Raw genomic sequence first — 21,921 nt, forward strand, 5'->3', positions numbered from 1 at the left:
CCGGTAATTACTGCACCGTTAATTCATTGCGTTATTCGACCGGTGAATAATGACGGCGCAAAGCCATTTCCCGGCACCGCGTTTTTGCTCAAGGCTTGATGCGGATCGGCCCGGGCGACCACCAGCCGGTGCGGGTGGCGGTGCCCAGGTCGAGCTGCGCCGGCTGCGCGTCGGCGATGGTGTCGAACTTGCGCAGTGATCCCCAGTCGCGGCCCCAGTCGTGGGACAGGTAGGTCGACATCACGTGGGCCCGCAGCAACAGGTCGGTGATGCCCAGCAGGCCGCCGTTGACGCCGTCCTGCCAGGTGTCGGTGTCCTGCTTCTTGGCGTTGTAATCCGGGGTGATGCGGAACTGCGGGATCTCGGTGACGCCGTTGACGTGCAGCATCGGCTGCTGGCACGGGAACGCCAGCCCGACCGCCCAGTCCATCAGCACCGGGCGTTTGGAACCGATGTATTCCTGCAGGGAGCGCAGCTCAGGCACCCGCGGCGGGGTCAGCGCGATCCAGTCGTCCGGTGTCAGCGACAGGTCCTCGGCGACCACCCGCACCGCGACCGCGTCGGCGGGCATCTGCGAGCGGGCGAAGCGCAGGTTCCGCCACACCTTGGGTTGCTCGCCGTACAGGTCGTAGGGCACCAGGCGGCCGGCCGGCTGCACGGAGCCGTCGGGGCCGGGCCTGCCGAATTCCAGTTCCACGGTCTGCCCGTTGGTGTGGTGGTGCAGGATGCTGTTGCCGGCGATCGTGCCCGCGGCGGTCACCACCACCAGCGGATGCCCGGCGTCGGGCTTCGGCAGTTGATACCAGGCCGAGGTCAGCCGGCTCTGCTGTTGCGCGCCGGTGGTGTAGCTGCCGGCCAGCGGGACACGCGCGGGGTCCAGGCCGTAGGGCAGCGGCACGGTCGACCGGTTGACGCCCGGCGTCGTCAGCTTGAGTGGGGCGTCCCAGTCGTAGTCGGTGCCGGGCTGCGGCACCGCCGTCTCCTTGACCGACTCGGCGAGCGTGCGATCCGGTACACCGTTGGGCGTGAATCCCGTCGGGTTGACGCCGCCCAACGGGCCCAGGGGGCCGAAGTTGTCCGGCAGGGGCGCCATGAAGCCGACGTTGCTGTCCGGCTCGACGAGCACGTCGTCGGCCAGCCCGCAACCGCCGCTGAACTCTCGCAGGTTGTCCCAGGCGTTCGAGTAGGTGGGGTACTGACGAACGATGCCGGCCACCATCGACGCGATGAACACGAGCGCCATGAAGCCGGCCGCAACGGGTATGGGCGCCGCCGTCAGCACCCGCGCCAGTCGTCCTTCGCCGCGGGTCCTGGACGCGAAGTGCAGATACACCGCCCACAGCGCGGTAATCGCGAAGAACGCGAAAAAGATTGTGCTGATGGTGATTCCGCCGATTTTCGGCATTGAGCTGTTGAACGGTACGCCGTAGCTGGAGACGTACCACCAGCCGTTCGTGGTGGCGAAACACAGCGCCAGCACGAAGAACAGCGCCGCCAGGAACGCCATGCGGTTGCGCGACCAGCGCAAGATCTCGTGCGACACCAGCACCGTCGTCAGCGCGGCCATCGCCGCGCCCACCGCGGCGAACAAGCCGAAGTGGTGCACCCACTTGGTGGGGGTGAACATCAGGAAGAACATCGTGCCGAAGATGACGCCCATCAGCCGCCAGGCCGGCCCGCGCGCCACACCGGGAACCCGCTTGCGCCGCAACATGATGAAGACGGCCGTGAAGAGGCACAGCGCGGTGAGCAGGAAGCCGAAGCGTCGCGACAGCGAGCCGTCGACGGTGGGAAGAATCAGGTAGTAGTAGCGCAGGTTCTCGGTGTACCAGGCCTGACTGGGGCCGATCGAGGTGCGAATCCTGGTGGCTTCCAACACCGTTGACAGTGTCTGATCGGCGAACACCACGGTCAGGATCACCGTGCCGGCGGCCAGCATCGGCGCCACCAGCGGCCAGGTACCGACCAGGCGATGCCGGCGGACCAGAATGCGCAGGATCGGGCGTCCACCGGCGATCAACGCCGCGACGGCGATCAACCCGGTGGGCTGGACGCCGAGCGTGAAGGCCGCGGTGATGACCGCCAGCGCCGCGGGCGTCAGCCGGCTGTAACGCATGGACCGCTCGATCAGCACGTAGGTGATCAGCGAGCCGACGGCGATGATGGGTTCGGGGCGCAGGCCGTTGTCGAACGGCATCCAGGCGGTCAACAGGACCATGCCCGCCGCCCAATTCGCCGCCCTGCTGCGGGCGACCGCGGGCCCCAACCGGGGCAGCACCTCGCGCGAGAGCAGCAGCCAGCACACGATCCCGGCGATCAAGTCCGGCAACCGCATCCACAGGCTGGCGTCGGTGACATGGGTCATCAGCGCCAGCAGGTTGTAGTACCAGCCGAAGGGGTCTTCGGGGCTACCGAACCAGCGGAAGTAGTTCGACATGTAGCCGGCGCGGTCGGCGACCCGGGCCATGCCCAGGATGTAGCCGTCGTCCGAGGAGTTCGCCCCGATCACATGCCACAGCACGAATCCGGAGATCACCGTGACGTCGGCCAGGGTGAACGTGCGCCAGTTCGCCGGGATCAGCCGGCGCATCCGGTGACCGTCCAGCTGGTCGAGCCGCCACAGCGCGACCAGAGAGACGATGGTGGACACGATCGCCAGCACCATCGCGACCAATTTCAGCGTCGTCGGTGTGGTGGAGAACCGGGTGTCGATGGTCGCCGACAACTTCAAATCCGCCGGGGCCGGCCCGCTGAGGTCGGTGAACACCCCCACGATCTGCGGCCGCAGGTTCGGATCGGGGAAACCGCCGCCGAGCGGTTTGCCCGCCGGATCGTTCAGCCCGACAAAGGTGGCGTAGGCGCCCGCCTTTGTCGAGGTGATCTCAATGCTGGAACAGCCGGGGGCACCTGCGGCTCCTGCCACCTGATCCCGCGCCGCGCTGGCGATCACCACGTTGCGGTCGGTGACGTCGACGCGCTTGCCGTTGACGACCACGAACAGCGCGTTGAGCGCGGCGTCCTTGCCCTTCTTGGGCGCGGTGCTGAGCACGACCCCGCCCTCCGGTGGCAGGGCGCGCACCACCGAGCACGGCACGGTCACGTGCACGTCGACCGGGGTCAGTGAAATCAGCGGCGCGGTAACGCTGTTCAGCTGGTCGTTCTGCGGCCAATTCAGCGTCGCGGTGGTCTGCACGACGGGCAGCAGCGGCGTCGCGACCGACAGGATGAAGCCGATCAGCCCGGCGATCGTCGCGACCCACCGCGTCGCGCGCACGTTCTGGTCGACGGTCGTGTCGGTCATGGGAGTGCCCGAATCGGTCCCTGCCGGCTCCAGCCGTGCACTGTCATCACACCCTGTTCGATTACGGCGTCCGGCGCCTGATCAGCCGGCACCAACCGGAAGTACTGCTCCACGGATCCCCAGTCCCGATACCAGTCGCCCCGCAGATACGTCGCGACCGTCGAGGTGCGCAGCATCGTCTGCAGGAACAGGAACGGCCCGCCGGCCTCGCCGGCCTGCCACCCGTTCGACGACGACGCCGTCTGTTTGTGGTCGGGCAGGATCCGGTACTCCGGAAGTTCGGCGACGCCGAGGTGTTCGGAGAACGGCCGCTGGCACGGGAAGTTCGCGGCGGTCGCGATGTCCATCAGCACCGGTGTCCGCGATCCCATCAATTGCTGCAGGGTCCGCAGCACCGGAACCCGCGGTGGCGTGAACGCGAACCACTGGTCCGAACTCAAGTTCGGGTCGTAGGCGACGATGCGCGCCACGTTCGCCTCGGGCGGCGCCCAGGTCAGCGGGAACCGCAGATTGCGCCACGCCGGCTCCGGCCCGATGTCGATCGGCTGCACCTCCGCGAGCGGCTGGGTGGTGCCGTCAGGGCGGGTGACGCCCCACTGCAACTTCAGCGACTGGCCGTAGGTGAAGGTGCCGTCCTCTTTGTACGACCAGATGGCACCGGACGCCGACACCACGACGATCGGCCGGTCGCCGGTGCGCGGCGGCAGCTGGTACCAGGCCGAGGTGGCGGTGGCGGCCAGCGAGTTTTCGCCGTAGCTGCCCATCACCGGGGTCCGGGCCGGGTCGAGTCCGAACGGCAGCGCGACGTTCGAGCCGTTGACGCCGACGGGGCCTTTGCCGCCGGCCGTGCCCGCGGAGTCACTCATGGCGGCGTTGGGCTTGTTCGGTGACGCGTCGGAATTCACCACGCCCGGCTTGGTGACCACCGGGTAGGACCTCAGGTCGTCGCCGACGCCGTCGGGTTTGAAGCCGACCGGGTTGGTGCCGCCCAGCGGGCCGTCGGGGCCGAACGTCTGCCCGGGCGCTGGCTGCAGCATCCCGGCGTTGGGGTCGGGCTCGGTCAGCACGTCGTCGGCCATGGCGCAACTGGTGGGGGACAGTCCCGAACTGATGGCGGCGAGGTTGGCCTTGGCGGTCGTGTAGAGCGGGTAGCGGAACACCGCGCCCTTGGTCAGCGAGGCGACTTCGCCGACGACCATGATGGTCGCGACCACCAGCAGCGGCGTCGACGCCAGCACCCGGTTGCGCCGGTTGTCCTTGACCTCGGTGTGCCCGGCGTAGTCCATCCGGAAGTGCTGCCAGGCGGCCAGCAGGCCGGTGATGATCGACAGCGTCAAGAACATCGACGTCACCGGGTGGCTGGCGATGACCGGCTGGATGTCGTACCACGGCACCCCGTAGTTGCCGACGTAGAACCAGCCGTTGACGCCGGAGGTTGCCACCGCCAGCACGAACAGCAGGGCCGTGACGTACAGCGTCAGGTTGCGTCGGTTGTGCAGGCCGATCCGGGACAGGGCGAACGCGGTGACTGCGCCCAGCGCCCCGGCCAGCCCGGCGAACGCGCCGAACTGGACCGCCCACTTGGTTGGCGTGAAGGTCAACAGCAGCAGGCCGAACGCGGTGGTGCCGATCAACCGCCAGGCCGGGCCGCTGGCCACGCCCGGAATCCGGCCGCGGCGCAGCAGGGTCACCAGCATCCCGAACATGCACAGCAGCAGCACCAGCACCGCGAATCGCCGGGCCATCGATCCGTCGGGGTTGGATTCCACGGTGAGGAAGTAGTAGCGCAGCCAGTCCTGGTACCAGGCGATGGTCGGGCCGACCTTGTACTTGATCCGGGCCGACTCGCCGACCGTGGCCAGGGTCTGGCTGCGGAACACCACCACGAGGATCAGCGACACCGTAGCGGCCAGCACCGCCAGCGGTGCCAGCAGCCCGTCGGTCGCCCGGCGGCGCCGGATCGTCTGTGCGACGGCCCGAGCACCGGTCAGCAGCGCGGCGACGGCGATCAGGCCCTGCGGTGCCAGGGTCGCGCTGAGCAGCGCCACGATGATGGCCACCGCCGCCGGGGCCAGCCGCCGCAGCGCGATCGCCCGCTCGACCAGCATCCACGTGACCAGCACGCCGAGGGCGATCAGCGGCTCGGGTCGCAGTCCGTTGTTGAACGGCAGCCACGCCGCCACGAACACCGCGCCCGCGGTGAAGACCGCTACCCGGTTGGCCGCCAGGCCGCCACGGCCCGGCCCCAGCCGGCGCAGCACCCAATGGCTGATAATCAGCCAGCACCCGATTGCGGCGATCGTGGCGGGCAGCCGCATCCACACGCCGGCCGTGCTCACCGAGGCCATCTTGGCCAGCAGCCCGAGATACCAGTCGAAGGGTGCGTCCGTGGTGCCGAAATAGCGGTAGTAGTTGGCGATGTAGCCGGCGCCGGGGGCGACGCGGGCGATGGTCAGGTTGTAGCCGTCATCCGACGAGGTGGCGCCGATGACGTGCCACAGCAGCAGGGTGGCGATCACCCCGGCATCGGCGATCCACGTGGCGATGCCGACCCGGCGCCAGTTGGCCAGGTGCGTGCCGGGGCGGTACCTGGACAGCCAGGCGATGGGGGAGCGCCAGTTGAGCAGCGTGCTGCCGCCCCGGCTCCGGCGGTCCAGCACCGCGAGCGCGACGATGGCCGTCAGCACGGCCAGGGCGCCCAGGATCATCACGATCTCCTTGATGACCGTGGGCGCGGTGATGAATCGGGTGTCGATGTCGATGCGCGCCGACAGCCCCGGACCCGCGGGCACCTTCAAATCGGTGAATACGCCGCCGACCTGCGGCTTCTTTTCCGGCGACAGGACACCCGAGGCGCCGGGTATGCCGACGAAATCGGCGCCGGTCGCGCCCGCGTCGGCCCAGACGTGCAGCACGCTGCAGGCCCCGGCGGCGACGGCCGCGCGTTGTGCGACCGCGGCCACGGTGTCCCGGAACGCGACGACGACCACGTCCTGGTTGGCCCGCACGAACAGCCCGTTCTTCCCGGCGTCCATGCCGCCGGGCGGCAGGGTGGAGACCACCAGGCCGCCGCCGGCGGGCAGGGTGGCGATGGCCGGGCAGGGAATGGAGATGTCCAGCGCGCGGGGCGCCCCCGACACCAGGGGCGCGGTGATCTGGCTGACGTGCCCGTCCGTGCTGCCTTGGGGCCACAACACCGTCGCGGTGGTCTGCTTCACCGGAAGCAACGGGACAGACAGGCACAGCAGCAGACCCACGATGCCCGCGATGGCGGCCACCGACCGGGGGATCCGCTGCGATCGCTCTTTACCGTCGTGGGGCACGAGGCTCGATCGTAAGCGACGCGGCTTAGTCCGCTAAGGACGCGGGGCCGCGCAACGGGTCGGAGATGAGTCGGGTTCACGGTCAACGCGCTGCAGCAACGCATTTTGCGCCAGGAGCCGCTGGGCCCCGAACAACCCGAACGGGCGGGCGAGCTGGCCGTGATGACCACCCACAAGCACAGCACCGTCCGCTCGGAGTCGGCGGCGGCGTGGGTCGACGATCTGGTCGTCGCGGGGCTGCGTGACAACGCCTGCCGCCTCTATCAGCTCAGCGGTGTGACCACCCGGATAGGACACCTCGACGACACCGCGGTGAGCCGCCACCATGCCGTGATCATCGATACCGGGAAGGACTTTCTGATCACCGACATGAAATCGACCAACGGTGTGCAGGTGCAGGGCCGGTGGGTGCAGCGCAGCGCCACCCTCGAAGACGGCGATCACATCCGTATCGGCAACTCCGAGTTCGTCTTCGAAATCCGGCCCGCCTGAACGCTATTCGCCGATGCGGGCCGCCAGGGTGGCGAGCCCCGGGCCATCGAGGTCGGCCAGGGCGGCCGGACGTCCGGTCATCGCCAGCAGCAGCGCCTCGCCGGGGCCGGTCACCTCGGGCCCGTCGCCGTGCGTCCACTCGACGTCGGTGGCGCGCAGCCGCAAACCCCTGATCCGGCGTCCCGCACCGAGCCGGGGGTTACCGGGCACCAGGGGAAGGATTCGTTCGAGTCGATCGGGTGGTACCTCACGCGGCCGGCCCAGCGCGCGGCGGATGTCCTGGTGATGGATCGTGCCGTCGATGAGTGCGATCATGCCGCCGAAACCTGCTGTCAGCCCGCGTGGTTGGAGATGGCTGCGCAGGAATTCCAGTAGCTGTTGCGGGGTCAGGGCCGCGAATTCGTCGACACCCACCTGGTTGGCCCGCACGATCCGGCCCTTGGTGAACCGTTTCAGCAGCCCCAGCGCACCGAGATCCTCATAGCTGATCACATGCGCGACAACGTCTTTCACATTCCATCGGGTGCACAGGGTGGGCGCCTCCCAGTCCTGCGGTGTCAGGGTGGCCAGGAATTCCGCGAGGTCGGCCCGCTCGGCGCGGGCCATGGTCATCAGGTCGGACGTCATCGCGGCTCACCGTCGCTCAACAGCTTCATGTAGCGCGCCAGGTACAGCGGCCAGCCCGCGTCTCCGTCGACACCATCGGCGACGGATTGCCAGCCCGGGCCATGCCGGTCCAGGTGGCGGTGTTCAAGATCCACCCGGGTTCGCTCGCCGCCCTCGGCGGTGAAGCGGACTTCGACCTCGCTGGTCTTGGTCTGGTCGGTTTCCAGTTGCCACGTCGGACCGATGTCCCAGCTGAACGTCACGCGGTGGGGCGGCTCGTAGACCAGGATGCGCGCCCAGCGGCAGATACTGCCGTCGACTCCTCGATCGTAAATGTGGCCGCCCACTTGGGGTTCGAACACTGTCTCGGCGATCGGGACGGCCGGCAGATTATGCTCGCGCGGCTTGAAGGCGCCGAACTGCTCGGTGAAGACGGCGAACGCGCGGGCGATGGGGGCATTGACCACGACGTGGTGGGTGACATTGCGGATCTGCTGCGTCATGGTGCTCCTTCGTTCATTTCTTCGATGGTCCGCGCATACCCGGCCAGTGCCTGTGTCCAGAACCGGTCGAGGTCGGCGCGCAGTGCCTGCAGTCCGGTGGGGTCGAGCTGATAGACCCGACGAGTTCCCGCGGCGCGGTCGCGCACCAGCCCGGCGGACTTGAGCACCTTGAGGTGTTGGGAAACCGCCGGTCGGCTGACGGGCAGGCCGCGGGCCAGTTCCCCGACCGCCGACGGACCGTGCGCGAGGCGTTCCACGATGGCCCGCCGAGTCCCGTCCGCCAGGGCCAGCCAGACGTCACCCGTTTGGTAAGCGACCACGAACCGTAAGCATAGACTTACCAATGTGCGGTCTCAAGGCTTGCGCCTCGTTGTGCGCCTCAGGTTTTACGCAGCGGCGCCGGATTCCACAGCCCGCTGCGCGTCGCCGTTCCCAGCAGCAGGCGGGCGGGTTCGGCGTCGGGGTAGTAGGGCGTCAACCGTTGCAGCGAACCCCAATCGCGCGACCAGTCGTCCTTGAGGTAGGTGGCCACGGTGGTCGCCTTCACCAGCAACTCGGTCACGCCCAGCGGCCCACCGCCGTTGTTGTCCATCACCGGCGAGTTGGCCTCGGCGCCGAAGCGGTCGGGCAGGATGCGCCACCGCGGAGTCTCGTCGAGCCCGTTCTGATGACCGAACGGTCGCTGGCAGGGGAAGGCCAGCCCGACGAGCCAGTCCAAGAACACCGGGTCGGCGGAGCCCACCACGTCCTGCAGCGTGCGCAGCTGCGGCATCCGCGGCGGGGTCAGCGCGATCCAGTGCTGCGGGGCCAGGTCCTCGTCATCGGCGACCAACCGAATCTGGGTGGCGGAGTTGGGAATTGCCGACATCGGCAACCGCAGGTTGCGCCAGGCCGGCGATGCCCCCACGTCCGCGAATTGGAACGAACCGCCGGGGTGCCCGCCGGCCGCCTGCTCGTCGGTGGCCCACTGCACCTGGACCTCGCGGGGGTCGAAGCGCCCGGCCGCACTCACCACCAGCAGCGGCCCCGCCTTGTCGCGGGCGGGCAGCCGGTACCAGCTGGACCGCAGGTGCGCGGGCACCTGGATGCCGGAGCGCCAGCTGCCGAGCACCGGTGTGCGTGCGGGGTCGAGACTGAAGGGCAGCTGGGCCGACGAACCGTTGATCCCCGGTGCGGGCGTGGTGCCGCCCTCGGTGCCGGCCTGGTTGCTGCCGGTCTTCTCCTCGTCGTTGACGAAGCTGCGATCACCCGGACGTTCCATCACCGGGTCGGCCCGCACATCGGCGGGAATCCCGTTGGGCGTGAAGGCTTCTGATAATCCGGCGCCGAGCGCGTCGGCCGCCGACGCGCTCACCGGCGTCAGCATTCCGGCGTTGGGATCTTGCTCCACCAGCACGTCCTCGGCCAGTCCGCACGACTTTCCGGTCAGGGCTTGCAGGTTGGAGCGGCCGACCGACCACGCCGGATACTGGTCGGTCATCGCCAGGGTCAGCGATGCCACCTCGAACACCACCAGCATCCAGGTCGCAATTGCCAAGGGGGACTGCACGATTCCAGCCGCCCGGACTCCCAGCCGGGTCCTGGGCGGCCCGTTGTCCGGGGCGACGAAGTGGAACCAGGCCGCCAGCAGCAGCACCACCACCGTCGCACCGAGCAGCGCGGTGGCGAAGGCGTAATGCCAGGCCGGGAACTGATTCGACCACGGCACACCGAAATTCGATACGTACCACCAGCCGTTGACACTGGCGAACGACAATGCCACCAGGAACAGCACCACGGCGGCGTACACGGTGCGATTGCGCCGGGATCGCATCGCCACGGAGGTCACCGCCACCGCGGCCAGCGCACCCAGCGGACCGGCCAGTCCGGCGAACACCCCGAAGTGGTGGGTCCATTTGGTGGGCGTGAACATCATCGCGACGAAGGAGATGATGGTGATCCCGACGATGCGCCGGCTCGGCCCGGCGGCAGTCCCCGGAATCCGGCCCTTGCGCAACGACATTGCGACCGTGACCCCGAGGGCGAGAACCAGCGCCAGCACGGCGAAGCGACGGGCGACCGATCCGTCGGGGCTGGCCATGAACAGCCGCTCGTAGCGGATGTGTTCGTCGAACCAACTGAGGCTGGGCCCTACGGCGCGTTTGAGCATGGTGGCCTGGATCTCACCGGCCATCGTCTGGTCGCGGAAGATCAGGATCGCGGTGACGGTGACGGCGGCCAGCAGGGGCGCGATCAGCGGCAGCGCCCCGAAGCGTTTGGAGCGGCGGTGCAGGATGGTCCGCAGCGGCCCGATCGCGACCAGCAGCGCGCCGATCGAGGCGATGCCCGTCGGCCCGGAGAACAGGGTCAGCGCACCGATGATGCAGGCGATGGCCACCGGAAGCAGCCGGCTGGTAGCGACCGCACGTTCCACCGAGCACCAGGTCAGCAGGATGCCCAGGGCGATGATCGGCTCGGGACGCAGGCCGTTGTCCAGCGGTAGCCAGACGGCCAGGAACATGCCGGCAGCGGTCCAGGCCGCGGCGCGGTTCTGTTTGACCGCATGACCCAGCCGCGGCATGACCTCCCGGCTGATCACCCACCAGCACGTCAGCGCGATCACCAAGGTGGGCAACCGCATCCAGACGCTGGTGGTGCTCACGTGGGCCCACAGCGCCAGCAGGTCGTAGTACCAGCCGAACGGCGCCTCGGGCGTGCCGAACCAGCGGTAGTAGTTGGCCATGTAGCCGGCGTGCTCGGACACGCGGGCCATGGTCAGGATGTAGCCGTCATCGGAGGTGTTGGCGCCGACGAAGTGCCACCACACCAGGACGCCGATGACCAGGGCGTCCAGGCCGCCGATCGACCACCAGCGGGCGGGCAGGAAGCGGCGGTGCCGAGTCCCGTCGGCGGTGTCGAGGATGTGCAGCGCGATCAGGGCGGTGGCGGTCAGTACCAGCCCGAGGATCATCGCGGCCATCTTCAGCGGGGTGGGGCTGCTGCTGTAGCGGGTGTCGATGGTCGCCGAGAAGTTCAGGCCGGACGGAGCCGGTCCGCTCAAATCGGTGAAGACGCCGACGATCTGGGGCCGGAAGTCGTAGCCGCTCTTCTCGCCGCGCAGCGGCGCCCCGGGATGCTCGGCGTTGGGTCCCTGGGTGAGCCCGACGAACTCGGCGGTGACGCGGTCCGCGTGCGCGGTGAAGGTCAACCGCTGGCAGGCCGGACTGAGCACCTGGCTCAACGGGGCGGTGACCACCGGGACGTTGCGCACCACCAGCACCAGGTCGTTGTTGGCGCGCACAATCAGCAGTCCCCGGTCGACGGCCTTCGGAGCCTGTTTGGGCACGGTCGACAACAGCACCGTCTTGCCGCCGTTGCCTCCCCCGGTCAATCCGGCGGCGGCCTGGCACGGGATGGTGATGGTCAGATCGGTGGCGACGTAGCCGATCAGCGGCGCGTCGACGCTGCCGAATGTGCCGTTCTGCGGCCAGTTCAGTTGGGCGGTGGTCTGGTCGACCGGAAGCAGTGGGGTGGCGATCGCCAGCAGCACTCCGAGCAGCCCGGCGACGGAAGCGACCAGTCGGGCGATCCGGTGATTCGCTCCCGTGTCGTTCACGGAGCTAGATGCTAGTTCTTCGGCTGTTTGGGGCCCCGTTTGAGGCGTGGTGTCAGTGCTCATCAGGGTTACGTCCCGGGCTTGCGGATGGCCAGCACAAATGGGCCGACGCTTTGGACGACGAAACGCGGATCGTCGAACAAGGCGCCGCGCAGATCGACGGTATACCGCCGCACGTTGGGCTGGTTGGGGTAGACGTCCTCGGCCAGCCGCAGGGTGTAGTTGCCGTTTGCGCCTCGGCGCATGAGGAAGACCGTCGGCGGCGGCCAGGGGCAGGTGTCCAGGGCGTGGATCAGCTCGTCGGCGGTCTTGAGGTTGGACCACTTGCTGATCTGCGCGGCGCGCAGGTCGAATTGTGCGAGCGGGTTGGCGTAGTGCGACGTGAGCCCCTGAAATCCCCAGTACGGGTAGAAGGACAGGAAGCTGTAGTCGGCCGTCATCACGACGGTCTGATCCCGGCGCTTGCCGGTTACCTGCGTGATCGCGTGATCGATCGTGGCGTAGAACTTCTCGGCGCTGGGCGGTCGCCGATCGCCGCGCCGCGCGTGACCGTCGGTGTCGGTGTAGGCGATGGTGAGGTCGGGGCGCAGCACGTCGGGGATGTCCTGACTGAACGCCACCGCGGCGGCCAGGCCGACGGCCCCGGCTACCGGGAGCACCGCCCGCCCCCGCGCGGATAACGCCCGCACCACCTCGACGAAGCCGAACGCCCCGGCCGCGACCAGCAACACGCTCAGGGTCGGCTGCAGCCGGAACGACAACAGGGTGGTGCGCGCCAGGGTGGTGAGCATCGACAGCAGCGACCACAGGTAGATCGCCAGCACGCCGATGGCCAGCGCCCCGGCCCGCACCGAGGAGCCGGCCCGCACCACCAGCCACAGGGTGCCGATCAGGCAGACGACGCCCAGCAGCGTGAACTGCAGCATCGGGAAGGTCAACTCGGCGCCGTCGGCCGGCAGGTAGTGCATGGCGCTGCCGGAGTTGCTGACCGGGTTGTGGACCGCGCGCACGACGAACGGAAGCCAGGTCGTGCACGCGATCACCACGGCGATGGCGGCGATGACGGCCAACCGCCGCAGCGGATCGAGGGCGGCCCTGCCGCCGCCGGTCCTGTTCCGGAGCCAGCGCACCCCGGCCAGCCACACGGCCATCAATCCGACCGCGAACGCGCTGAACCCGAACAGCAGGGTGTACCAGGTGGCCGTCCAGCCCAGAAATATCCCGGCGGCGATCACCGCCCCCCAGCCCGCGCCGGCCGGGGCGTCCGGGCGGTCACCGGCGCGCAGACCCGACCAGGTCAGCACCAGCATCGGCGGCAACAACACGGTGATCATCGCCGAGTAGGGCTCAGGGGAGCCGTAAGCCAGTGTCACCGCGGCCGTCGCGGTGGTGACGATCAGCGCGTATTCGAACCGGACCATCCGCCACCAGAGCACCAGCGCGACCGCGACCGCGATCGTGATCGAGGTGATGGCCCACGGCTTGAAGATCTCCCACGCCGGTGTCCCGCTGAGCGCCGCGGCGCGGCCGCCGATCCAGAACCAGCCCGGCGGGTAATACGGCGGCAGCCCGATGTAGGTCATGTCGCGCAGGGCCGGGCTGTCCGCGAGCCGCGTCAGGTATTCGGTCCGGAACTGCTGATCGACGGAAATGCCGAACAGATACAGCTTGGTCGCCCCCAGCGGCATGCCCAGCGTCACGACGGTGAACGCGGACACGAAGACCAGCCCGGCCAGTTGGGTCACCAGCCGGCCGCGGGGGCGCGAGCAGCGCCGCCACGCCCAGCCGACGCCAACCAGCCCGGCCAGGCAGCCGACCTGCCCGACGGTGGTCAGCGCGTGCAGTTGATTGGAGGACGGGAAGGCCGGCCACTGCACCCGAGAGATGGCGATCAGCGATACCACCGCGACGGCGACCGCGACCAGCACCGCCAAAGCCATCTGGCCGAGGGTGGCCAGCGCGTTACGCATGGTCAGATGGGAAGCTTGCGGAAGATGGGACGCGGGACGTGTCGCAACACCATCATCACGTAACGGAATGCTGCTGGTGCCCAAACCAATTCCTTACCTTTGGCGGCCGCGGTCACCGCGAGGTTGGCGACGTACTCCTTGTCGACGGTGAGCGGGGCTTCCTTGACGTGCGCGCTCATCCGGGTGCGTACCTGGCCGGGGCGGATCACCAGGACGCGAACGCCGAACTCGCGCAACGCCTCTCCGAGCCCCAGGTAGAACCCGTCCAATCCGGCCTTGGTGGAGCCGTAGACGAAGTTGGACCGACGCACCCGCTCCCCGGCCGCCGAACTCATCGCGATGATCTGGCCGAAACCCTGAGCCCGCATCTTCTCGCCCAGCAGGACGCCAACAGAAACCGCTGCGGTGTAGTTGATTTCGGCAGCCAGCACCGCCTTCCGCTGGTCTTGCCACAGCTCTTCGGCATCGCCGAGGATGCCGAACGCCACAATGGCCACGTCGACGTCGCCGTGGGCGAAAGCCGCCTCGATCATCTTCGGATGGGTGTCGGAATCGGTGGCCTCGAAGTCGATCAGCTCGACCGACCGCGCGCCCGCGGCCTGCATCTGCGCCACCGCTGCATCCCGGCCCGGGTCATTGGGCATGGCGGCCAGCACAATCCGCGCGTGTGCGTTCTGCAGGTAGCGTTCACAGATCGCCAGCCCGATCTCGGAGGTGCCGCCGAGCAGCAGGATGGTCTGCGGATTACCTACGGCATCGAGCACCATTTAGAGCAGCTCCAAACGTCGGGCCATGTCAGAGGCGAAGACCCGCAGGGGGTCGGCCTTGCGGCGTACCGCGATCCATTCGTCGATGCGCGGATACATGGCGTGGAAGGTTTCGGCGCTCACCCGGGAATCCTTGGCGGTGTATACCCGTCCGCCGAATTCCAGCACGCGCCTGTCGAGTTCGTTGAGGAACTCGTTGATCCCCGGCTTATTGGGGAAGTCCATGGCGACGTTCCAGCCGGCCATCGGGAAACTCAACGGCGCGCGGTTGCCCGGGCCGAAAAGCTTGAACACGTTCAGCGCCGAGTAGTGGCCGCTGGTCTGGATCCACCGGATGATCGCCTTGAATTCTTCCATCGCGTCCGGTGGAACCAGGAACTGGTGTTGGGCGAAACCCCTTGGGCCATAGGCATTATTCCAGCCGCTAACGAGGTCGAGCATGTGGTAGAACTGCGACAGGTTCTGGATCTTGCCGCTGTAGGTTCCGCCCAGCCGGTAGTACACCTCGCCGATCGCCATGAACGACAGCTTGTTCATCGCGCTCACCGGAAACACATCCGGCACCGTCAACAGCTGCGGCGCATCGAATTTCAGCGGGTTCTTGGCCAGCTTCTTCGGCAGTTGGTCGAGCTTGGCCAGGCTGCCCCGGCTGACCGCGGCCCGGCCCAGCTTCGGCGGCGGACTGATCAGGTCGAACCAGGCGCTGGAGTAGGTGTAGTTGGCCTCGCTGCCGTCGAGGTGGACGGCGACCGTTTCGTCGAGATCTTTCGTGGCCACGCCGTCGGCGATGAAGTACGCCGTCTCGGTGGGCGTCATGGCGATGGTGGCGCGCAGCACGATCCCGGTCAGGCCGTTGCCGCCGACGGTGGCCCAGAACAGCTCGGCGTCCTCCCCGTCGGGGGTGATGGTGCGGACCGTGCCGTCGGCCATCAGGAGGTCCATCGAGTGGACGTGGTTGCCGAAGCTGCCCGCGCTGTGGTGGTTCTTGCCGTGGATGTCGCAGGCGATCGCGCCGCCGACGGTGACCTGGCGCGTTCCCGGCAGCACCGGAACCCAGAGCCCGAACGGCAGCGCGGCCTTCATCAACTGGTCCAGGCTGACGCCGGCGTCGACGTCGACCAGTCGGGTGTCGGCGCTGATCGAGTGGATGCGATTAAGTCCGGTCATGTCGATCACCAGGCCGCCGCCGTTTTGGGCGTTGTCGCCGTAGGACCGGCCCAGCCCGCGGGCGATCACGCCTCGGCCTTTGGGATCGCCCGAGTCGGCCACCCGGGCTACCGCCTTGGCGATCACCTCGGGATCGCGGGTGGAGAGCACCTGGGCCACCGACGGCGCGGTGCGCCCAAAGCCCATCAGCTGGGCGGGCCTGGTCAGGGGATCGGTGCTCGACATCGTCAAAGAGGGTACCGCTTGCCGAGGGTGGCTCAGCGGATGCGGAAGATTACGGCCCGCTGCACGACGAAGTTGATCACCGTGGCGGTGCCCTGCGCGATCACGAACGCGACGAGCGGTGCCCATCCCCGGTAGTGCAGCAATGCCAGACACAGGTGGTTGAGCCCGACTTGCACGGCGAACGTGATGGCGTAGAGGACCATGACCGCGACGAACCGGGCGGTGCTGGGAGTCGCCTGGAACGTCCAGCGGCGATTGATCAGGTAGGCCGTGATGGTGCCGACGATGAAGCTGGTGGCCTTGGACAGGTCGACCTGTACGCCCACCACCTTCCACAGCAGCAGGTAGAGCCCGAAGTCCACGATTGCGGCCAGGCCGCCGGTGACCATGAACCGGATGACCTGTGTGGCCAGATCCGGGTGCGGACGCGCGTCCTCAGACGCGGAATCGGGAAGCGGGGCAACCATCGAGGGGAGTCTAACGGGACAGCCGCGCGCTCCCGGGAAGCGCTATTTGGGCAGCTTGACCGCGATCAACTCCACCTGGTTCTCGCCCTGCGGCGTCGAGTAGGTCACCGTGTCGCCGGGCTTGCGCCCGGCAAGGGCCTGGGCCAGGGGGCTGCGCGCGGTCAGCGTCTCGGCCTCCCGGCCGACGGGTGTCTCCTCGACGATGGAGATGACGTGCATCGTGACCACTTCACCGTCGGCGAACCGCAGCGTCACCTCGGTGCCGCCGGGCAGCGTCTCCTCCGATGCCTCGGCATCCGACGGCCCGGTCCGCAAGCGCCGGTCCAACTCGTTGATCCGGTCGGTGAGGACAACCAGTTCCTCGGCGCGCTGGATCGCCTCGGCCGCGTCCCCGTGATCGCCCACCATCCCGCGGTCGTTCTTGACTTCGGCCTCGAGGCGGTCGCGTCGTTGCCTTAGCCGGTCCAGCTCCGCTTCGAGGTTGTTCCGCGCGGCGTCCACTGCTGATGGGACTTTTTTGCTCACGTCGGTGGACCTTTCCCCCGGTTGCTCAGGTGGCGTTCCAGTGTGACACCACGACCAGGCGGCCGCCACCATATTGGGCAAGCCGTGTGGTCCGTTGGAGTGGCACGTCGCTGCGACTGAGTGGCGCCGCACGCCACCGGCCGTTCGGCGAACCGCCGGCCGTACGACTTCCCATCGCCCGGGCGGTCTATTCCGCCGCCCGGCGCGTTGGCGCATGCATCGCGTCGAGCCCGTCCACGGCCGTCGCAGAAATCGTGCTTCGCACCATGTGGCGCGGCTCTCGCGCCGGCCACGGCCGGCCCCGATGCATGATCGCGCGGTTGTCCCACATCACCACGTCGCCCTCGCGCCATGAGTGCAGATAGCTCGCACCGGGGGCGGTCGCCGCCTCCGTCAGTTCGGCAAGTAACTCTTGCGCCGCTTTCCGCTCCATGCCCTCGATCGCGTAGGTGTGCGAGGCCATGTACAGCGCCTTGCGCCCATTGACCGGGTTCTTCCAGACAAGACGCCAGCACTGTGGCGGCAGCGCCGCCCGCTCGGCCGGTCCGACAAGGTCGGGCGCGATCTTCGCGCGTGAGAAGGCGTATTCGTGCCAGGCGAAGCAATGTTCCAACTTCCCCTGCAATGTCGGATCGAGGCGCTCGAACGCGAGCCGGGTGGAGACGTACTCGGTCTCGCCGCCCCGCGCCGGAACGATGCGCGATGACAGCACCGAAGCGAGCGCCGGCACCCGCTTGAACGAACTGTCGGTGTGCCAAAGCTGGTTGGCTTTGTTTTCCAGGGCGAGCCGGTGATCTTCCGGCACTACGTTGCCCTGCTCGTCGAGGGTCTTGAGTTCCACGAGGTTGGTGCCGTGGCCCACCGAGCCCGGCTTGGTGACCTCGAGCGGGCCGAAGCGACCCGAGAAGGCGAGTTGTGCTTCATCGGTGACGTCCTGGTCGCGAAGGACCAGAACCGAGTGCTCCTCGAACGCCGCGCGCACCGCCGCGTACGCAGCGTCGGTCGCCGCCACGTCGTGGATGGTCACTCCGCGCAATTCCGCGGCAAAGCCCGGGCCCAACGTCACGATTTCCATCGGCGCCCTCCATCGCAATCGAGGCTTGAGCACGACTGTCCACCCAAAACGAGCCCCCGGCAACCACGCCGGCACCGGTCTTCCGCCGGAACCGCTTCGGCCGGCTGCGCGGCGGCAGCATGCCTGAACGGTTAACGCGGCAGTCGTTCTGACTGAGCGACGAACACTCTAAGCAAGCGTGGTGAGCCTGCTATCAGCAAATCCGCCCAAGCATCGGGCGGGTGTTCTAGAGTGGCGCCCTATCGGGGGGTTCATCGAGATATCGAGGAGGCCCCGTATATGACCGGCGTCGACGACATCACCAGCCTCCGCCAGCGCCGCGAGGCGATCGTCAATCAGCACGCCGAGGCGGAAAACCGGCACGATATCGAGGCGACAATCGCCACCTTCGCCCATCCGCGTTACGAGGTGAACGGCGCCCCGAGCGAGGGTGCGGAGGCCGTTCGAGAGCTGCTGCAAGGCTTGATGATCGGCCTTCCCGACCTGCACGCCGAGCTCGGCAAGATGCGCCATGCCGACGACGCAGTATTCGGCGAAGGGCTGATCACCGGAACCCATCGCGGCGAATGGGCGGGCATCCCGCCGACCGGACGCCCCATCGAGATTCCGATAGTCGGGATTTTCGAATTCGACGGCGATCGACTCTTGTGCGAGAAGGTCTACTTCGATATGGCCACCGTGCTGACTCAGATGGGTGTGCTTCCCGCTATCAGCTAAGCACGGACTGGTACGGGCTTCAGAGTCCGTGGCACCGGCAGCGCGGCTTGAGGCTGGACGGATGTGCGGGGCCTTGCGGAAACGGCACCGCATGCTCTTCCGTCGGAACCGCTACACCCAGTAGGGCACCCGGGCGCGGTACTGGCGCATCGCGAAGGCGGCCAGGATCCAGCCGACGGCCGTCAGCACCAGCACCACGGCCCAGTGCCGCAGTTGCTGATGCGACCCCAGCAGCGGCGCCCGAACGATATCGAGATAGTGCAGCAAGGGGTTGAGTTCGACGATGCTCGACCAGCGCCCGGCGCCCTGCTGGCGCAGGGTGTCGTCGTTCCAGATGATCGGCGTCATGAAGAACAGCAACTGCACGATCGAAAAGAGCAACGGGCCGATGTCGCGATAGCGGGTCGCCAGGATGCCGAAACACAGCGATACCCAGATGCAGTTGAGCACGATCAGCCCCAGCGCCGGGATGACCGACAGATCCGCCCACGACCACGGCTTGGGATAGATCATCGCGATGACGAGGTAGATGACGATGTTGTGCGCGAACAGGATCATCTGCCGCCACACCAACCGGTAGACGTGCACGGACAGCGGCGTCGGCAACTGTTTGATCAGGCCCTCGTTGGCGACGAAGACGTCGGCGCCCTCCAGGATGGCCGCATTGATCAGGTTCCAGATGATCAGCCCCAGCGTCACATACGGCAGGTGCACCGACAGCTCGAGGTGAAACAGCTTGGAGTACAAGCCGCCCATCGCGACGGCCGTGGTTCCCGTCGCGATGGTGATCCAGAAGGGCCCCAGCACCGAGCGGCGGTAGCGCTGCTTGATGTCCTGCCAGCCCAGGTGCAGCCAGAGCTCGTGGCGACGGAAGCCGTCGGCGAGATCGCCTCGGGCGCGGGTGAGTGTGCGCGACTGTGCCGCCGTGTCGATGAATGTCATGTAAGCCTCCCGGCCTGACCGAACTGCTCACGACGTCCCAAGCGCCGCAACCGGATCCACTCCAACAGGCCGCGGGGGTCGCGGCGGGTCACCAAGAAGAACCAGCCGAATCGGACCCACTCCTGCAGCAGCAGCTTGCGCAGACCGGGCTGCGACAGCAGGTAGCCGCGGTTGCGGTAGGTGTAGAACCGTTTGGTGGGGTTGTCGGGATACTGGGTGTGCATCCGGCCACCCAGGATCGGGCGGAACTCATCGGATCCGCAGGGGTGCAGGTAGATCGTGTCCAGGCAGGTACCGAACGGCAGCCCGGAACGCACCAGCCTGCGGTGCAATTCCACCTCGTCGCCGCGGATGAACAGCCGCAGGTCCGGGACGCCGACCGCGTCCAGGGTGGCGGCCCGGAACAGCGCGCCGTTGAACAGCGACGCAATCCCGGGCAGCAGGTCTTGTCCCGCCTCGGTGCGTAATTCGCTTGCGCGCCTGCGCCATACCAGGCCACGCCGCAACGGAAACGCCAGCCGTTCCGGGTCGTCCATATTGCAGACCATCGGCGATACCTCAGCCAGGCCGTGCTTTTCGGCGCAGGCCAGCAAGGTGGCCAGCACGCCCGAGTCCTGCGGGCGGCCGTCGTCGTCGGCCAGCCACACCCAATCGGCGCCCTGGGCCAGCGCGTGCAGCATACCCAGCGCGAAACCCCCTGCGCCGCCGAGGTTTCGGCGCGAACCCAGGTAGGTGGTCGGGATCGGTTGTCCGGCTACCAGATCGCGGATCCGGCCGGAGCCCGGGCCTTCGCCGGAAAAATCGTTGTCCACCACGATGAGGTGATCGGGCAGCCGGGTCTGGGTGCTCAGCACATCGAGCGACTTGGCCAGCTCGTCGGGGCGCCGGTGGGTGACGACGACGGCGAAGACGGTCTCACTCATCCCCGGATGCTCTTTGGGCCAGGGGTGTGTCGACCCGATTCGCGTCCTCGGTCTCGGCCAGCACCTCGCGGACGTGCCGGGCCGCGTCCTCCCCCTCGTACGCGCGCACCACGTCTTCTATGCCGCCGGACATGCGGATGACGCCGTGGTCGATCCACATCGCCGTCTTGCACAACCGGGCCAGGAATTCGTTGGAATGGCTGGCGAACACCAGGATTCCGGAGCGCTCGACCAGGCTCTGCAACCGCGACTGCGCCTTCTTTAAAAAGTCGGCGTCCACCGCACCGATGCCTTCGTCGAGCAGCAGTATTTCGGGGTCGATGCTGGTGACCACACCCATCGCCAGCCGCACCCGCATGCCGGTGGAATAGGTGCGCAGCGGCATCGACAGGTAGTCGCCCAGCTCGGTGAACTCGGCGATTTCGTCGACCTTGGACAGCATCTGTTTTCGGGTCTGACCCAAGAACAGGCCGCGGATGATGATGTTCTCGTAACCGGAGATCTCGGGGTCCATGCCGACGCCGAGATCGAAGACCGGTGCGACCCTGCCGGTCACCGTGGCCCAGCCCCGGGTGGGTTCGTAGATTCCCGAAAGTAGGCGCAGCAGAGTCGATTTGCCCGCCCCGTTGTGGCCCACCAGGCCGACCCGGTCGCCCAGCTCGAGGGACATGGTGATGTCGCGCAACGCCTCGATCACCACCACGTTGGAGCTGTTGCGGCCGATCGTGCCGCCGGCCTTGCCCAGGAAGGCCTTCTTCAACGAGCGCGACTTGGCGTCGAAGATGGGAAATTCCACCCACGCGTTGTGCGTCTCGATGTGAGGACCCGAAGCCGGTGCCATTGGTGCCGCGTCTGCTTACAGGTATTGACCGTGTCCGGGCGCGCCGGCCGGCTTACCCATGCCGGGGGGAAGCGCGCCTTGGCGCATCTTTTCCAGCTGCGCGCGGGCCGCCATCTGCTGGGCGAACAGCGCGGTCTGGATGCCGTGAAACAGTCCTTCCAGCCAGCCGACCAACTGCGCTTGGGCGATCCGCAATTCGGCGTCGGACGGCGCGCTGTCCTCGTTGAATGGCAGGGTGAGGCGGTCGAGCTCCTCACGCAGTTCCGGTGCCAAACCCTCTTCCAGTTCGCGGATGCTGGTCGCGTGGATCTCGCGCAGCCGGTTACGACTGGCCTCGTCCAGCGGTGCGGCGCGCACCTCCTCTAGCAGTTGCTTGATCATGGTGCCGATGCGCATCACCTTCGCCGGCTGCTCAACCAGGTCGGTCAGGGAACGCTCGTCGGCGTCGGCGTCGGCGTCGATCGCCATCATCCGCGGGTCGA

The 21,921-nt window shown here is 67.7% G+C and carries 17 protein-coding genes and 1 pseudogene; 2 read left to right on the top strand and 16 right to left on the bottom strand.

Going from position 1 to position 21,921, the window contains the following annotated elements; genetic code table 11:
* Positions 1–88 precede the first annotated feature (88 nt).
* Complete coding sequence (locus G6N50_RS22045) at positions 89–3,301, bottom strand: arabinosyltransferase domain-containing protein (protein WP_083097257.1); 3,213 nt, start codon at positions 3,299–3,301, stop codon at positions 89–91.
* Entirely contained in the window at positions 3,298–6,624 is a 3,327-nt protein-coding gene (locus G6N50_RS22050; RefSeq protein WP_083097258.1) for an arabinosyltransferase domain-containing protein, read from the bottom strand. Before G6N50_RS22050 ends, G6N50_RS22045 begins: the two co-directional genes overlap by 4 nt.
* 72 nt (positions 6,625–6,696) lie before the next feature.
* Here G6N50_RS22050 and G6N50_RS22055 point away from each other — a divergent pair.
* Positions 6,697–7,116: pseudogene (locus tag G6N50_RS22055) on the top strand (FHA domain-containing protein); the annotation flags it as partial.
* Between the two features lie 3 nt (positions 7,117–7,119).
* Here the strand turns inward: G6N50_RS22055 and G6N50_RS22060 are convergent.
* The 10 genes from G6N50_RS22060 to G6N50_RS22105 all read right to left on the bottom strand — a co-directional run bounded on the left by G6N50_RS22060 (position 7,120) and on the right by G6N50_RS22105 (position 18,016).
* The gene (locus G6N50_RS22060) at positions 7,120–7,743 is read right to left on the bottom strand and encodes a maleylpyruvate isomerase family mycothiol-dependent enzyme (protein WP_083097260.1); all 624 of its coding nucleotides are present in this window, start codon (positions 7,741–7,743) and stop codon (positions 7,120–7,122) included.
* The gene (locus G6N50_RS22065) at positions 7,740–8,225 is read right to left on the bottom strand and encodes an SRPBCC family protein (RefSeq protein ID WP_083097262.1); all 486 of its coding nucleotides are present in this window, start codon (positions 8,223–8,225) and stop codon (positions 7,740–7,742) included. The genes G6N50_RS22060 and G6N50_RS22065 overlap by 4 nt, the downstream gene beginning before the upstream one ends.
* Entirely contained in the window at positions 8,222–8,545 is a 324-nt protein-coding gene (locus tag G6N50_RS22070) for an ArsR/SmtB family transcription factor (protein WP_083097264.1), read from the bottom strand. The genes G6N50_RS22065 and G6N50_RS22070 overlap by 4 nt, the downstream gene beginning before the upstream one ends.
* 59 nt (positions 8,546–8,604) lie before the next feature.
* Positions 8,605–11,883, bottom strand: coding sequence for an arabinosyltransferase domain-containing protein (locus G6N50_RS22075; RefSeq protein ID WP_142275661.1), 3,279 nt, complete (start codon positions 11,881–11,883; stop codon positions 8,605–8,607).
* Positions 11,884–11,888: 5 nt separating this feature from the next.
* A complete protein-coding gene (locus G6N50_RS22080) occupies positions 11,889–13,790 on the bottom strand; it encodes a galactan 5-O-arabinofuranosyltransferase (protein ID WP_083097267.1) in 1,902 nt (633 codons plus the stop codon).
* A 2-nt stretch (positions 13,791–13,792) separates the two neighbouring features.
* Entirely contained in the window at positions 13,793–14,557 is a 765-nt protein-coding gene (locus G6N50_RS22085) for a decaprenylphospho-beta-D-erythro-pentofuranosid-2-ulose 2-reductase (RefSeq protein ID WP_083097269.1), read from the bottom strand.
* A complete protein-coding gene (locus G6N50_RS22090) occupies positions 14,558–15,949 on the bottom strand; it encodes an FAD-binding protein (protein WP_083097270.1) in 1,392 nt (463 codons plus the stop codon).
* 32 nt (positions 15,950–15,981) lie between these two features.
* Positions 15,982–16,347: a GtrA family protein gene (locus G6N50_RS22095; protein WP_142275664.1), complete on the bottom strand. Its 366-nt coding sequence runs from the start codon at positions 16,345–16,347 to the stop codon at positions 15,982–15,984.
* A 111-nt stretch (positions 16,348–16,458) separates the two neighbouring features.
* Positions 16,459–16,941 (bottom strand): GreA/GreB family elongation factor, encoded by a 483-nt coding sequence (locus tag G6N50_RS22100; RefSeq protein WP_083097274.1) that lies wholly within the window; start codon positions 16,939–16,941, stop codon positions 16,459–16,461.
* A 187-nt stretch (positions 16,942–17,128) separates the two neighbouring features.
* On the bottom strand, positions 17,129–18,016 hold the full coding sequence (locus G6N50_RS22105; protein ID WP_083097276.1) for a TauD/TfdA dioxygenase family protein: 888 nt from the start codon (positions 18,014–18,016) through the stop codon (positions 17,129–17,131).
* 279 nt (positions 18,017–18,295) lie between these two features.
* Here G6N50_RS22105 and G6N50_RS22110 point away from each other — a divergent pair, with 279 nt between their 5' ends.
* A complete protein-coding gene (locus tag G6N50_RS22110) occupies positions 18,296–18,733 on the top strand; it encodes an ester cyclase (RefSeq protein WP_083097278.1) in 438 nt (145 codons plus the stop codon).
* Positions 18,734–18,844: 111 nt separating this feature from the next.
* Here G6N50_RS22110 and wzm read toward each other — a convergent pair whose 3' ends face one another.
* Genes wzm through G6N50_RS22130 form a run of 4 tightly spaced genes read right to left on the bottom strand, consistent with a single transcriptional unit; the run spans position 18,845 to position 21,910 of the window.
* Positions 18,845–19,675 carry a galactan export ABC transporter permease subunit Wzm/RfbD gene (gene wzm / locus G6N50_RS22115; protein WP_083097280.1) on the bottom strand — a complete coding sequence of 277 codons (831 nt, stop codon included), beginning with the start codon at positions 19,673–19,675 and terminating at the stop codon, positions 18,845–18,847.
* Positions 19,672–20,598 carry a galactofuranosyltransferase GlfT1 gene (gene glfT1 / locus G6N50_RS22120; protein WP_083097281.1) on the bottom strand — a complete coding sequence of 309 codons (927 nt, stop codon included), beginning with the start codon at positions 20,596–20,598 and terminating at the stop codon, positions 19,672–19,674. Before glfT1 ends, wzm begins: the two co-directional genes overlap by 4 nt.
* The gene (gene wzt / locus G6N50_RS22125; protein ID WP_083097282.1) at positions 20,591–21,439 is read right to left on the bottom strand and encodes a galactan export ABC transporter ATP-binding subunit Wzt/RfbE; all 849 of its coding nucleotides are present in this window, start codon (positions 21,437–21,439) and stop codon (positions 20,591–20,593) included. The genes glfT1 and wzt overlap by 8 nt, the downstream gene beginning before the upstream one ends.
* Positions 21,440–21,454: 15 nt before the next feature.
* Positions 21,455–21,910, bottom strand: a complete 456-nt coding sequence (locus G6N50_RS22130; RefSeq protein ID WP_232069013.1) for a bacterial proteasome activator family protein — start codon at positions 21,908–21,910, stop codon at positions 21,455–21,457.
* Between the last annotated feature and the right edge of the window lie 11 nt (positions 21,911–21,921).

This window comes from Mycobacterium mantenii, assembly GCF_010731775.1.
In the GTDB taxonomy this organism is placed as follows: Bacteria; Actinomycetota; Actinomycetes; order Mycobacteriales; family Mycobacteriaceae; genus Mycobacterium; species Mycobacterium mantenii.

Coding starts and splice junctions, on each gene's coding strand:
- G6N50_RS22075 (WP_142275661.1), bottom strand. CDS start 11,883: ATGAGCACTGACACCACGCCTCAAACGGGGCCCCAAACAGCCGAAGAA.
- G6N50_RS22080 (WP_083097267.1), bottom strand. CDS start 13,790: ATGCGTAACGCGCTGGCCACCCTCGGCCAGATGGCTTTGGCGGTGCTG.
- G6N50_RS22130 (WP_232069013.1), bottom strand. CDS start 21,910: ATGATGGCGATCGACGCCGACGCCGACGCCGACGAGCGTTCCCTGACC.
- G6N50_RS22065 (WP_083097262.1), bottom strand. CDS start 8,225: ATGACGCAGCAGATCCGCAATGTCACCCACCACGTCGTGGTCAATGCC.
- G6N50_RS22060 (WP_083097260.1), bottom strand. CDS start 7,743: ATGACGTCCGACCTGATGACCATGGCCCGCGCCGAGCGGGCCGACCTC.
- G6N50_RS22085 (WP_083097269.1), bottom strand. CDS start 14,557: ATGGTGCTCGATGCCGTAGGTAATCCGCAGACCATCCTGCTGCTCGGC.
- wzt (WP_083097282.1), bottom strand. CDS start 21,439: ATGGCACCGGCTTCGGGTCCTCACATCGAGACGCACAACGCGTGGGTG.
- G6N50_RS22090 (WP_083097270.1), bottom strand. CDS start 15,949: ATGTCGAGCACCGATCCCCTGACCAGGCCCGCCCAGCTGATGGGCTTT.
- G6N50_RS22110 (WP_083097278.1), top strand. CDS start 18,296: ATGACCGGCGTCGACGACATCACCAGCCTCCGCCAGCGCCGCGAGGCG.
- glfT1 (WP_083097281.1), bottom strand. CDS start 20,598: ATGAGTGAGACCGTCTTCGCCGTCGTCGTCACCCACCGGCGCCCCGAC.
- G6N50_RS22105 (WP_083097276.1), bottom strand. CDS start 18,016: ATGGAAATCGTGACGTTGGGCCCGGGCTTTGCCGCGGAATTGCGCGGA.
- wzm (WP_083097280.1), bottom strand. CDS start 19,675: ATGACATTCATCGACACGGCGGCACAGTCGCGCACACTCACCCGCGCC.
- G6N50_RS22045 (WP_083097257.1), bottom strand. CDS start 3,301: ATGACCGACACGACCGTCGACCAGAACGTGCGCGCGACGCGGTGGGTC.